8 protein-coding genes are annotated in these 13,049 nt (G+C 73.4%); 6 read left to right on the top strand and 2 right to left on the bottom strand.

Annotated elements, in window-relative coordinates:
- Positions 1-11: 11 nt before the first annotated feature.
- The gene (locus KDY119_RS02665) at positions 12-1,703 is read right to left on the bottom strand and encodes an ABC transporter substrate-binding protein (RefSeq protein ID WP_083891084.1); all 1,692 of its coding nucleotides are present in this window, start codon (positions 1,701-1,703) and stop codon (positions 12-14) included.
- 106 nt (positions 1,704-1,809) lie between these two features.
- Entirely contained in the window at positions 1,810-4,404 is a 2,595-nt protein-coding gene (locus KDY119_RS02660; RefSeq protein WP_227994492.1) for a beta-d-glucosidase, read from the bottom strand.
- Between the two features lie 124 nt (positions 4,405-4,528).
- On the opposite strand from KDY119_RS02660, the gene KDY119_RS02655 reads away from it, so the two are divergent.
- The 6 genes from KDY119_RS02655 (at position 4,529) to KDY119_RS02630 (ending at position 13,000) form a co-directional block, all read left to right on the top strand.
- Positions 4,529-5,311 carry a TetR/AcrR family transcriptional regulator gene (locus KDY119_RS02655; RefSeq protein WP_085998064.1) on the top strand — a complete coding sequence of 261 codons (783 nt, stop codon included), beginning with the start codon at positions 4,529-4,531 and terminating at the stop codon, positions 5,309-5,311.
- A 2-nt stretch (positions 5,312-5,313) separates the two neighbouring features.
- On the top strand, positions 5,314-6,462 hold the full coding sequence (locus KDY119_RS02650; protein ID WP_153021899.1) for a hypothetical protein: 1,149 nt from the start codon (positions 5,314-5,316) through the stop codon (positions 6,460-6,462).
- A gap of 64 nt (positions 6,463-6,526) precedes the next feature.
- On the top strand, positions 6,527-7,300 hold the full coding sequence (locus tag KDY119_RS02645; RefSeq protein WP_036953706.1) for a response regulator transcription factor: 774 nt from the start codon (positions 6,527-6,529) through the stop codon (positions 7,298-7,300).
- Positions 7,297-9,003 carry a sensor histidine kinase gene (locus KDY119_RS02640; protein WP_227994491.1) on the top strand — a complete coding sequence of 569 codons (1,707 nt, stop codon included), beginning with the start codon at positions 7,297-7,299 and terminating at the stop codon, positions 9,001-9,003. The genes KDY119_RS02645 and KDY119_RS02640 overlap by 4 nt, the downstream gene beginning before the upstream one ends.
- A 452-nt stretch (positions 9,004-9,455) precedes the next feature.
- The gene (locus tag KDY119_RS02635; RefSeq protein ID WP_083891088.1) at positions 9,456-10,769 is read left to right on the top strand and encodes a bifunctional glycosyltransferase family 2/GtrA family protein; all 1,314 of its coding nucleotides are present in this window, start codon (positions 9,456-9,458) and stop codon (positions 10,767-10,769) included.
- Positions 10,766-13,000, top strand: a complete 2,235-nt coding sequence (locus KDY119_RS02630) for an ArnT family glycosyltransferase (protein ID WP_153021898.1) — start codon at positions 10,766-10,768, stop codon at positions 12,998-13,000. The genes KDY119_RS02635 and KDY119_RS02630 overlap by 4 nt, the downstream gene beginning before the upstream one ends.
- The last annotated feature ends 49 nt before the right edge of the window (positions 13,001-13,049 follow it).

Genomic DNA, 13,049 nt, shown 5'->3' with positions numbered 1-13,049 from the left:
CGTCACCCGGCTCAGGACGCGGGCTTCAGCTTCGTGAGGATGAGCGACGCGTTCTTGTTCGTGGGCTGCGGGTCCGCGTACGGGTTCTGCTCGTCCGGCCAGCCGACGTAGTTCTTCGTCGAGTACTCGGCAGCGGACGGACGGGCGTCGACACCGATGGCCGGGACGTCGTTCACCCAGAACTCCTGGAGCTTGTCCAGGGCCGCCTTGCGGGTGCTGTCGTCGGTCGCCGCGATGTACTTGTCGAACTGCGCCTTGGCGTCGGGGTTGTTGTAGCGCCCGATGTCCCAGGTCGCGTTCTTGCCGAGCGGCACGTAGTAGTTCGGGTCGAACATGCTCGAGTACATCTGGTACGGGGTCGAGCCGCCGTCGGTCCAGTGCAGGGCCGCGTCGAAGTCACCCGTGTTGAGGTTGGCCGTCCACGCGTCCACGGTCGGCGTCTCCACCTTGGCGGCCACGCCGATCGACTTCAGGGACGTCGCGATGAGCTGGAGCGACGTGATGTAGTCGTTCCACCCGGCGGGGTCCTGGAGGACGACGGAGACCTGCTTGCCGTCCTTCATCAGCTTGTCGCCGCTGTACGTGTAGCCGTTGTCGGTGAGCTGCTTCTTGGCGCCGTCGACGTCGATCGAGTAGTTCTTGCCCTTGTACTGGTCGGCGATGAACGAGTCGCCGGCCGGCGTCGGGATGCCCGTGACGCTGGTGAGCTGCGGGAACAGCCCGGACTCCGCGATCTTGGCCGCCTTCTCGCGGTCCAGGACCATGTTCAGGGCCTTGCGCAGGTTGACGTCGCTGAACGGGCCCTTCTCGTTGTTGAGGACGAGCTGGTCGATGCCCAGGCCCGCCGCCGAGTAGACCTTGTTGTGGTCGGGGTCCTTGGCGACGTACACGTTCTGGTAGTCGGCGATGAACACCCAGGACCAGTCCGACTGGCCCGTCTGGAGCGCGGTGATCTGCGGGTCGTTGCCCTTGTAGCCGGTGTAGCGCAGCTCCGGCACGGCGAGCTGTCCGCCCCAGTAGTCCTTGTTGGCGTCGAGCGTCACGGTCTGGCCCGAGAAGCTCTTGAAGACGTACGGGCCGGTGCCGACGGGGTTCTGCACCAGGTCCTTGGTCGGGTCCGAGATCTTCGACCAGATGTGCTTCGGCACCACGATCAGGCCGTACACCTTGGCCTGGTTGACGAACTGCGAGCTCTTGAAGGTGACGGTGACGACGCCGTCCTCGTTCGTGACGCTCTTGTACGGCAGGCCCTCGGTGTTGAGCGCCTCGTTGTCGATGCGCAGCTGGATCGAGTAGGCGATGTCGTCGGCCGTCATGGGCGTCCCGTCGGAGAACTTCACGCCGTCACGCGGCGTGATCTTCACCTCGGTGTAGTCCTTGTTCCACTCCATGCTCTTCGCGAGCCACGGGGTCGGCGCGTCGGCCGGGCGCGTGTCGTTGATCTGCATGAGGGGCTCGAAGATGACGTTGGTGTAACCGAGCGCCGCACCCGCCGACGTGTTGAGGAACGGGTTCGAGACGTTCTGCACGGGACCGTTCGGCATGCCGATGTTGAGCGGCTGGGTCCCGACCCCGGTGCCGCCCGTGCTCTGGGTCTTGTTGCCGGTGTTCTTCGCTGCGTTGTCCGCGTCACCTCCGCCGCAGCCTGCGACGACGAGGGCCAGGGCTGCCGCGCCGACGACGGCGGGAGCGATCTTTCGCATTCTCACGGGTGTGCCTCCTTGCACTGTTGCTCTTCGAAGTGCGGTCCGACGAGCGAGCCGGCAGGTTACCGGACGCCGCTCGACGGTTCGGGTTGTGGGGGTGCGGTCAGTCCTCCGAAGAAGGGTCGGGGCCGGTGGACCGGCCGCTGGTCTGGAGCGGATCGGGTGCGGGCGCCGCGGCGAGCGAGACCCTGAGGTCCGCCACCGAGCGTCCGGCCCGGAGGAGGTGGTCCCCTGCGGGCAGGGTCCACGCGTGTGCGGCGACGTCCCACGTCTCGAAGGCGCGACGCGGCACGCGGACGTGCGCGACGACGCTCTCGCCGCCGTCGGCCGCGACGGACACGAAACCGCCGAGCCAGCGGACGGGTCGGTCTGCGTCGGGCGCGGGGGGCTCGACGTAGACCTGGACGACCTCGTGGCCGTGGCGGGCCCCCGTGTTGCGCACGGTGACGTCGAGCTCGACCGCCTCGGTGGTGGCGGCGGCGAGGGTCGCGTCCTCGTACTCCCACGTGGTCCAACCGAGGCCGTGACCGAAGGGCGCCGCGGGTGCCGGTCCGCCGTGCTCGACGATCCGGCGCTCCCAGCCGCGGTAGCCCACGTCGACGCCCTCGGTGTAGTGCACGACGCCGTCCTGGGGGATCGCTGACGGAACGGGCACGTCCTGATAACGGACTGGGAGGGTCCAGGGGAGGCGCCCTGAAGGTTCGGTGAAACCTGCGAGGACGTCTGCCAGGGCGGCTCCGCCCTCCTGCCCGGCGAGCCATGCCCAGAGCACCGTGCCGGCGTCGTCGAGCCACGGCAGCTCGACCGGCGCGCCGGCGTTCACGACCACGATCGTGCGCGGGTTGGCGGCGACGACGCGACGGACGAGCTCGTCCTGGTTGCCGGGGAGCGCAAGCGAGGTCCGGTCGTAGCCCTCGGACTCCACCTCCTCGGTCGTCCCGACGACGACGACCGCGACGTCGGCCGTGGCGGCGAGCCCGACGGCGGCCGCGAGCTCCTCCTCCGCCGACGGCCCGGGGAGGCGGTGCACGATCTCACCGCGGACGAACGAGTCGTAGCCGACCGGGTGGACGACCTGGAGGGACGCCTCGAGCCGGACGGTGCGGGGCTCGACGACGTCGATCGCGACGACGGCGGCCGCGGGGTTGTTGTGCTCGGACGCGAGGATGACCTCCTCGGCCACGACGCGGTCCGAGGTGGACGCGACCTGCGCGTCCACGAGGACCTCGTGCCGCCCGACCGTGCCGACGCCGAGCTCGTGCGTGCCGGGCTCGTCGACGCGCACGTCCGCGAGGACACGCAGCGTCGCGGCGCGCGGGTCGGTGTTCGCGAACCAGCCGCGCCACGTGGGGTCGGTGCGCGTCTCGAGGACGCGGCCGTCGGCGTCGAGCAGCACGAGGCGCACGCCGGGCTCGCCGGTCACGGGGTCGGTGCAGCGCTCGGCGACGTCGAGCTCGGGCGGGTTGAGCCGCGAGCGCGCACCGGGGTGCACGTCGAGACGGACGCCGGCGGGCAGCGCGGCGCGCAGCGCGGGCACCGGGAGCTCGACGTGGTCGGGGTGGACGAAGCCGGAGCCACCGCCCTGGACGAACGGCTCGACGGCCGCCGGTCCGAGCAGGGCGACGACGCCGGGCGTCCCGTCCGGCCGGACCGCGAGCGCCTCGAGGTCGAGGGGAAGCAGCCCGGCGTCGTCCTTGAGCACGACCATGGAACGCGCCACGAGCTCGCGGAGCAGCGCGGGGGTCTCCGGCGCCGCGGTGGCGCGGCGCCCGGGAGCCGGTGGCGTGACGCCGGCGACGCCCAGCGCGCCGACCCGGTCGGCGAGCCGGAGGATGCGGACGACCTTGTCGTCCAGCTCGGCCGGGTCGACCTCGCCCGACCGGACGGCGTCGAGCAGGCCGTCGCCCCAGGGTCCGTCGGGGCCCGGCATCTGCAGGTCGAGGCCGCCGCGCACGGCGGGGACGACGGACTTGGTGGCGACCCAGTCGCTCACGACGACGCCGTCGAAGCCCCACTCGCCCTTGAGCACGCCCTCGACGAGGGGCGTGTGCTCGGTCATGGGCGCCGAGGTCTCGCCGTCGTCGAAGCCGTTGTAGGCGGCCATGACGCTCCACGCGCCGGTGTCCTTGACGAGGCGCTCGAACGGGGCGAGGTAGACCTCGCGGAGCGTGCGCTCGTCGACGCGGGCGACGTAGCGGGTGCGCTCGGTCTCGGAGTCGTTGGCGATGTAGTGCTTGATGCACATCCCGACGCCGCGGGCCTGTGCCTCGCGGACGAGGGCGTCGGCGACGGCGCCGGTGAGCACGGGGTCCTCGGAGTAGCACTCGAAGTGGCGGCCGCCGACGGGCGTGCGCTGGAGGTTGATCTGCGGGGCGAGGACGACGTCGACGCCGTGGCGGCGGGCCTCGTCGGCGAACAGGGCGCCGACACGGGCGACGAGCTCGAGGTCCCAGGTGGCGGCGACGGCGCTGGGCGCCGGGAGCGACGCGGAGGTCTCGCCGGGCACGTCTCCGGTCCCCCGGACGCCGGCAGGGCCGTCCGAGACGACGACGCCACGGAGCCCGACGCGCTCGACCGGAGTGGTCGACCACATGCCGGCACCGACGACGAGCGTGACCTTCTCCTCGGTCGTCAGCTCGGCGGCGATCGCGGCGAGCTCCGCATCCGTGCGGGCTCGAGCTGCGGTCTCCAGTGACACTCGCGTGCTCCCGTCGTGGGCTTCGCGGCCCCGGCTCCGACGCCGTGGCTCGTTGACGAGCGCCATACAACCACACTTACTGACTCGTTAGTAACTCCCGTCGGGTCACGATATGGTTGCGGCCATGAAGAGCGGAACAGACGACGCGGTCTCCGCCACCGTCGCGACCGTCCCGGCCACTCCGCCGGCCGGGATCGGGCAGGCACCCACGGGCGCGTCCCGCGCCCGTCGCCCCCGCCGTGCCACCGCCGAGCGCCGTGAGGAGATCCTGCGCGCCGCGACCCGGGTGTTCGGCTCGAGGGGCTACCACAACGGCTCGCTCCACGAGGTCGCCGCGCAGGTCGGGATCACCCACGCAGGCGTGCTCCACCACTTCGGCTCCAAGGACCGGCTCCTGTGGGCCGTCCTCGAGTACCGCGACCAGGTCGACGTCGAGCACCTCGAGGGCAAGCACATCCCCGGCGGCCTCGACCTGTTCCGCCACCTCGTGACGACGGCGCGCGTCAACGCCGGTCGGCGCGGCATCGTCCAGACGTACACGGTCCTCACGGGCGAGGCGGTCACCGACGGGCACCCCGCGAGCGAGTGGGTCCGCGACCGCTTCACGATCCTGCGCGGCAACATCGCCGACGCCCTGCGCACGGCCGTCCACGAGCGGGCCGCCACACGCGGGGAGACCGTCGACGACCCCGAGCTCGACGGGGTCGCGCTCGACCGCGCCGCCAGCTCGATCATCGCGGTCATGGACGGCCTGCAGACCCAGTGGCTCCTCGACCCGGCCGCGGTCGACCTCGCCGACGCGTCGGCGTTCGCGATCGAGGCCATCCTCGCCGCGGCCCTCGCCGGCAGCGACCGCCCGCACCCGACCGCGGGCACCGGACCGGTCCCGCCGGAACCCACCGCCTGACCATGGCACAGGAGACGCCCGCCGACGACGCAGGCCGCGCGGCGTCCGCGCTGACCGCCGCGTCGGCCGCCGTCGGGCTGCCCCTGACCGAGCCCGTCGACCTCGGCGGCTCCGAGCGCTCGCTCGTGCTGCGCGCTCGGGTCGCCGGCCGGGACGACGAGACCGTCGTCGTCAAGCAGTTCGTCCCCCGCGCGGACGACGCGAGCGCGCGAGCCGACGCCACCGCCGGCTACGTGCGCGAGCTCGTCGGGCTGCGCACGCTCGACGCGGCCCCCGACCTGCTGGCCCACGACGACGCGAACCGGCTCCTCGTGATGACCGACGCCGGCACGTGGCCGACGCTCGCCGACCTGCTGCTGGCGCCCGGGACACCCGAGGACCGCGACCTGGCGTGGGCGGAGTCGCTGTCGTGGGCAGGCGCGCTGGGACGCACGGCGGCCCGGAGCGCCGCCCGGGCCCCGCACGTCCGGCGCCTGCTCGACGAGCACGGGGCGAGGGACGAGGACGTCGCGGCGCTGCTCTCGCGCGGGGCGCGCGCGCTCGAGGAGCTGGGCGGCGCCGCCGGTACGCCGGCCGGGCTCTCCGACGAGGTCGCCCGCATGGCGACGCTGTCCGCGCCGGGGCCCGCGGACGTCGTCTCCCCCAGCGACACCTGTCCCGACAACGCCCTGCGGACGCCGTCGGGCTGGACCTTCCTGGACCTCGAGGGCACGAGCGTCCATCACCTGGCGCTCGACGCCGCCTACACGCTGCTGCCGTTCGCGACGTGCTGGTGCGTCTTCGAGCCGCCCGCCGGCTACCCGGAGGCCCTCCTGGCGGCCTTCGAGGAGGGCGCGCGCGAGCACCTGCCCGAGGTGGTCGACGCCGCCGGGTGGCGCGCCGAGGTCCTGACCGCGTGCGGCGCGTACGTCCTCGCGCTGGGTGCCTGGCTGCTCGCCAGCGCCGACGAGGACCGCCCGGCCGTCGGCCCTGTCGGCCGGTCGCCGTCGTACCGGGAGCTCCTGGTCCAACGATGGCGGTGGAGCGCGGCACGGCTGACGGAGGTGCTGCCGGCCACGGCCGCGCTCTGCTCCTCCGCGCTGACCGGCGCGGCGCAGCGGTGGGGCACGCTCCCTGGCCCCCGGCCCTACCGGGCGCTCGGCGCCAGCTGACACACCCAGGCGTTCCACAGGTTCGCTTCAGCGATGTTCCACACACGGGGTTCACAGTGGCTGCATGACCACGGTTTCCAGCGCCCCCCGGCTCACCCGTGCGGACGGCTCGCCCGTCCGCGTCCTCGTCGTCGACGACGAGCCCAACCTCGCAGAGCTCCTCACCTCGGCCCTGCGGTACGAGGGATGGGACGTCCAGGCTGCGCTCGACGGCCAGGGCGCCATCAAGCTCGCCCAGCAGGTCGAGCCGGACGTCGTGGTGCTCGACATCATGCTGCCGGACCTCGACGGCCTCTCCGTCCTGCGCCGAATCCGCCAGACCCACCCCTACCTGCCGGTCCTGTTCCTCACCGCGCGCGACGGCGTCGAGGACCGCGTCGCCGGTCTCACTGCCGGCGGCGACGACTACGTGACCAAGCCGTTCAGCCTCGAGGAGGTCGTCGCCCGGATCCGCGCGCTCCTGCGCCGCAGCGGGTCCGCGACCGCGCAGCGCGACTCCACGATCACCGTGGGCGACCTCGTGATGGACGAGGACGCCCACGAGGTCACGCGTGGCGGCGAGGAGATCCACCTGACCGCCACCGAGTTCGAGCTGCTGCGCTACCTCATGCGCAACGCCAAGCGCGTGCTGTCCAAGGCGCAGATCCTCGACCGCGTCTGGCAGTACGACTTCGGCGGCCAGGCCAACATCGTCGAGCTCTACATCTCGTACCTGCGCCGCAAGATCGACGCCGGCCGTGAGCCCATGATCCACACGCTCCGCGGCGTGGGCTACGTGCTGAAGCCGGCCGCGTCGCAGGCCGAGGTCCCCGTCGGGGCCGGCACGCGCGGCGCGTGAGGCTGCCCCGACCCGCCGACGCGCGCGGGCCGCTGACCCTGCGCCGTCAGCTCGTCCTGGTGGTGACGGGCGTCCTCGTGGCCCTGCTCGCGGTGCTCGCCGTGGTCTCCGCGCTCGCGCTGCGGGGGTCGCTCAGCGGGCAGCTCGACGACCAGCTCCGCGCGGCCTCCGAGCGGTCCTCGAACTTCCCGGGCCGCGGGGGCGGCACGGCGCCAGGCGCGGGGTCCGGCTCGACGGACGACGGCGCGACCGGCTCGGACTCGACGAGCACCGCCGACAGCGGGTCCAGCAGCCGGAGGACCGAGCGCGCACAGGAGATGGCGGCCCGCTGCGACGACACCTCGAACCTGCCGGGCGGGTCGACTCCGCCGCCCGGCCAGGGCGCGGGCCAGATCGTCGTCTTCTACTCCGGCGGGACGGTCGTCGACGCGGGGTTCTTCGACGAGTCGGGCTGCTTCGTCGCGCTGAGCGACGACGAGGTGGCCGACCTGGTCGCGGTCCCGCACGACGGGAAGGTCCACCAGGTCACGGTGGGCGACCTCGGCTCGTACCGGGCCGTCGCGACGACCACCCGCACCGGCCAGCCGTCCGTCACCGCGCTCCCGACCGCCACCATGGACGCCACCATCCGGCGGTTCGTGCTGCTCGAGGTCGCGCTCGCGCTCGGCGGCCTCGTGATCGCCGGGGTCGTGGGCTCGCTCCTGGTGCGACGGTCGCTCGCCCCGCTCGACCGCGTCGCCGACGTCGCCGAGCACGTCTCCCAGCTCCCGCTCGCCGAGGGCGAGGTCGGGGCGCTGCACGGCGTCGACCCACGCGACACGGACGAGCGCACCGAGGTGGGCAAGGTCGGCGCGGCGCTCAACCGCATGCTCGACAACGTCGGTACGTCGCTCGCCGCGCGCCACCGCTCCGAGACGCAGGTCCGTCAGTTCGTCGCCGACGCGAGCCACGAGCTGCGGACGCCCCTCGCCTCCATCCGGGGGTACGCCGAGCTCGTCCGCCGCTCCCCCGAGTCCCTGCCGGACAGCACCGCGCGGTCCCTCGACCGGATCGAGTCCGAGGCGAGGCGCATGGGCGTCCTCGTCGACGACCTCCTCCTGCTCGCGCGCCTCGACGCCGGTCGTCCCCTCGACAGCGCGCCCGTGGACCTCACCGCGCTCGCCGTCGACGCCGTGACCGACGCGCACGCCGCCTCCCCGGACCACCGCTACGAGCTCGACCTCGGCGGCGACCCGGACGACGGCACCATGGCCGAGTCCGTCGACCTCACCACCCTGGACCTCGACACGCTCGAGGGGCTCGAGACCGTCGACGAGGCCCGCGACGACCTCGTCGTCTCCGGGGACGAGGCCCGGCTCCGCCAGGTGCTGACCAACCTCGTCGGGAACACCCGCGTCCACACCCCGCCCGGCACGCGGGTGCGGGTCGGCGTCCGCGCGGACGGCGACGACGTCGTCGTGACCGTGCAGGACGACGGCCCCGGGATCCCCGCGGACCTCGTCCCCGACCTGTTCCAGCGGTTCAGCCGGGGCGACACGTCACGCAACCGCGTCGGTGGGTCGACGGGACTGGGGCTCGCGATCGCGCACGCGATCGTGCTCGCGCACCACGGCACGATCGAGGTCGAGAGCACGACGGCGGGCGCCGGTCCGGCGCCGACGGGCACGACCTTCACGGTCCGCCTCCCCCGCTCGTCACGCTGACGCAGCGGGGGGCTCAGACGCCGCGCCCGCCGAGTGCGACGCCGGGGCCGCCGAGTGCGACGGCGAGTCTCGAGTGAGCGGTCACGATCGGCGGCCTCGAGCCCTCTTCGATGCCGATCGTGACCGGCCGAACGACGCCGACGTGTCGGCGAGCGACGGTCGAGCGGGTGGGTGCGGTGAGGTGGTGAAGGCGTCAAGGAGTGCGCACGGCCTCCCGGGCCGGAGCACGACAGCCCGAACCACCTCCCCGCACCCACCCGCGAACCCCACCGTCGCACTCGGCGAACCCCGCGTCGCACTCGGCGAACCCCGCGTCGCACTCGGCGAACCCGGCGTCGCACTCGGCGAACCCGGCGTCGCACTCGGCGAACCCGGCGTCACCGTCGGCGTTCACCGGGGGTTCACAGGGTCCGCCCCGGAGCAGCCGAGGTCCGAGGCGGATCGTCGTGGGCATGACGACGACACAGCTCCCCCACGAGGCGGCCGCGCCGCCCGAGGTCGTGGCGCCCGCGCCGCCGGGACCCACCGCACGGCGCCTCCCCTCGGGCGCCGCGCACGAGGGGCCCGCCACGGGTCTCGCGCTCGACCTCGTCATCCCCGTCTACAACGAGGCCCGCACGCTCGAGGCGTCCGTCCGCCGGGCGTACGCCTACGTGACGGGCGGTCTCCCCTTCCCGGCGCGCCTCACGATCGCCGACAACGCGTCCACCGACGGCACGCTCGCCGTCGCGCTCCGCCTCGCGGACGAGCTGCCCGGCCTGCGGGTCGTGCACCTCGACGCCAAGGGCCGCGGCCGCGCCCTGCACGCGGCCTGGGGTTCGTCCGACGCCGCGGTGCTCGCCTACATGGACGTGGACCTGTCGACCGACCTCGCGGCGCTGCTCCCGCTCGTCGCCCCGCTCCTGTCGGGGCACTCGGAGGTCGCGATCGGGTCCCGGCTCAGCGCGAGCTCGCGCGTCGTGCGAGGTCCCAAGCGCGAACTGATCTCGCGCGGCTACAACCTCCTGCTGCGCGGCACGCTGCACGCCCGGTTCTCCGACGCGCAGTGCGGCTTCAAGGCGATCCGCGCCGACGCCGCCCGCCAGCTCCTCCCGCTCGTCGAGGACACCGGCTGGTTCTTCGACACCGAGCTGCTGGTCCTCGCCGAGCATGCGGGCCTCCGGATCCACGAGGTGCCCGTCGACTGGGTCGACGACCCCGACAGCCGCGTCGACATCGTCGCGACCGCCACAGCCGACCTGCGCGGCATCTGGCGTCTCGTGCGCGACCTCAACGCGGGCCGCATCCCGCTCGACGAGGTCCGCGCCGCCCTCCCGCGGCGCACCTCCGACGACCAGCCTGCGCTGAGCCGCCGCCAGACGCTCCTCAACCAGGTCTTGAGCTTCGGCGTCGTCGGCGTGGTCTGCACGGTCGCGTACGCCCTGCTCTTCCTGCTCCTGCGCCAGCCCCTCGGCTCGCAGTGGGCCAACTTCCTCGCCCTCGCGGTGACCGCGGTCCTCAACACCGGCCTCAACCGGCGGCACACGTTCGGGATCCGCGGCAGCACCGGCGCCGCACGCCACCACGGCCAGGGGCTCGTCGTGTTCGCCCTCGGCTGGGCCCTCACGGCGGGCTCGCTCGCGGTCCTGCACGCCGCGGCGCCCGGCGCGTCCGGCGCCGCCCAGCTCGTGGTGCTGTGCGCCGCCAACCTCGGCGCGACGCTCCTGCGCTTCGTCCTCTTCCGCTCCTGGGTCTTCGCGCCCCGCACCTCGGAGGTGTCCCGATGACCGTCCCCTACACCACCCACGTGTCGCCCCCAGCGGCACCCGCCACCGTCTCCCCCACGACCCCCGGCACGGCCGGGACGGTGCAGGCGGGCGAGGGACCGGCGTCGGGCCTGCCCACCCCGCCCGACGACGGCGCCCGCCCCGGGCGCCTGAGCCGCCCCGCCCGCTTCGGGCTGCTCGGGATGCTGGTGGCGACCGCCGTGTTCTGGCTCGTCAACCTCGGCGCGAACGGCTGGTCCAACTCGTTCTACACGGCCGCCATCCAGGCCGGCTCGAAGAGCTGGTCGGCGTTCCTGTGGGGCTCGTCGGACGCCGCGGGGTCGATCACCGTCGACAAGCCGCCCGCCTCCCTGTGGCTGCCCGAGCTCTCGGTGCGGATCTTCGGGCTCAACACGTGGTCGGTGCTCGTGCCCGAGGTGCTCCTCGGCGTCGCGAGCGTGTGGCTCGTGTTCGCCGCGGTGCGCCGGTCCTTCGGGACGGGCGCCGGGTTCCTCGCCGGCGCGGCGCTCGCGCTCACCCCGGTCGCGACGCTCATGTTCCGCTTCGACAACCCGGACGCGCTCCTCGTCGCGCTCATGGCCGCGGCCACGTACTGCGTGCTGCGCGCCGTCGAGGACGGCCGGACCCGGTGGATGCTCCTCGCGGGCGCGGCGATCGGGCTCGGGTTCCTGACCAAGCAGCTCCAAGCCTTCCTCGTGCTGCCCGGGCTCGGTGTCGCCTACCTGTGGGCGGCGCCCGTGTCGCTCGGCCGGCGCATCCGGGACTCGCTGCTCGCCGTCGGCGCCCTCGTGGTCACCGCAGGCTGGTGGGTGCTGCTCACGGTCGTCGTGCCGGCAGGGTCTCGCCCCTACATCGGCGGGTCGCAGAACAACTCGTTCCTCGAGCTCACGTTCGGGTACAACGGCTTCGGGCGGATCACCGGGAACGAGACCGGGTCCGTCGGCGGCGGCGGGGGCGGCACCGGGGGCGGCATGTGGGGCTCGACGGGCCTCGGGCGGCTGTTCGGCTCCGAGTTCGGCGGCCAGATCGCCTGGCTCGCGCCCGCCGCCGCTATCTTCCTCGTCGCCGGGCTCGCGCTCACCGCTCGCGCCCGACGCACGGACCTGCGCCGCGCGTCGTACCTCGCGTGGGGCGGCTGGCTCGTCGTGACGTGGCTCGTGTTCAGCTACATGTCCGGCATCTTCCACGCGTACTACACGGTGGCGCTCGCGCCCGCGCTCGCCGCCCTCGTCGGTGCCGGCGGCTCGCAGCTGTGGCGTCGTCGGGACTCGTGGTGGGCGGTGGCCGTGCTCGCCGCGGCCACGCTCGCGACGGCGGCGTGGTCGTACACCCTGCTCGACCGGTCGTCGTCGTTCCTGCCGTGGCTGCGGGTCGTGGTGCTGTTCGGCGGGTTCGTCGCGGCGGTCGCGCTCCTCGCCGGGAGGCTCATCGGGACGCGCGACCACGCGGGCCGGGTCGTGCTGGCCGGGGCGGCCACGCTGGCCGTCGTCGTCGGGCTCGGCGGGCCCGCGGCGTACTCGGTGCAGACGCTCACCGAAGGTCACACCGGCTCCCTCCCGACGGCGGGCCCGGACGTCCAGTCGACGGGCTTCGGTCCCGGCGGCGGTGGCGGACGTCCCGGTGGTGGTGGCGGTCAGGGCGGGTTCGGCGGCGGTCCCGGGGGGCAGTCCCAGCGGGGCGGTGGCCAGAGCCAGCAGGGCGGTGGCCAGTCCCAGCAGCAGCCGCCGAGCCAGGGTGGCCAGTCCCAGCAGGGCGGACAGACCCAGCAGGGCGGACAGACCCAGCAGGGCGGACAGACCCAGGGCGACGGCGCGAGCTTCGGCGGGCGCGGCGGCGGAGGCGGCGGCAGCAGCCTGCTGAACGGGACCTCGGTGAGCAGCGAGCTCACGACGATCCTGCAGACCGACGCCGACAAGTACCGCTGGGCCGCCGCCACGACCGGCTCGCAGAACGCCGCGAGCTACCAGCTCGCGTCGGGCGACTCGGTGATGCCGATCGGTGGCTTCAACGGGTCCGACCCGTCGCCGACGCTCGCCCAGTTCAAGGAGTACGTCGCCAAGGGCGAGATCCACTACTACATCAGCTCGGGATCGGGATTCGGCGGCTCGATGGGTGGCTCCGACGCGGCGTCCGAGATCTCCTCGTGGGTCGAGGACACGTTCCAGTCGCAGACCGTCGACGGTGTCACGATCTACGACCTGAGCAGCGGCGCGACGAGCTCGTCGTCGTGAGCGTCAGGGCTTGACCGTGTCGGATCGACAAGGCGCCGAGAGCGGCCTG

This window comes from Luteimicrobium xylanilyticum (assembly GCF_009429125.1).
GTDB classification, from domain to species: domain Bacteria; phylum Actinomycetota; class Actinomycetes; order Actinomycetales; family Cellulomonadaceae; genus Luteimicrobium; species Luteimicrobium xylanilyticum.
Note: the sequence above shows the minus strand (reverse complement) of the source record. Positions and strands in the feature narration are given on the sequence as shown.

Excerpts from the sequence above, each read along its gene's own strand:
- KDY119_RS02630 (WP_153021898.1), top strand. The coding sequence starts at position 10,766 with ATGACCGTCCCCTACACCACCCACGTGTCGCCCCCAGCGGCACCCGCC.
- KDY119_RS02635 (WP_083891088.1), top strand. The coding sequence starts at position 9,456 with ATGACGACGACACAGCTCCCCCACGAGGCGGCCGCGCCGCCCGAGGTC.
- KDY119_RS02645 (WP_036953706.1), top strand. The coding sequence starts at position 6,527 with ATGACCACGGTTTCCAGCGCCCCCCGGCTCACCCGTGCGGACGGCTCG.
- KDY119_RS02665 (WP_083891084.1), bottom strand. The coding sequence starts at position 1,703 with ATGCGAAAGATCGCTCCCGCCGTCGTCGGCGCGGCAGCCCTGGCCCTC.
- KDY119_RS02655 (WP_085998064.1), top strand. The coding sequence starts at position 4,529 with ATGAAGAGCGGAACAGACGACGCGGTCTCCGCCACCGTCGCGACCGTC.
- KDY119_RS02650 (WP_153021899.1), top strand. The coding sequence starts at position 5,314 with ATGGCACAGGAGACGCCCGCCGACGACGCAGGCCGCGCGGCGTCCGCG.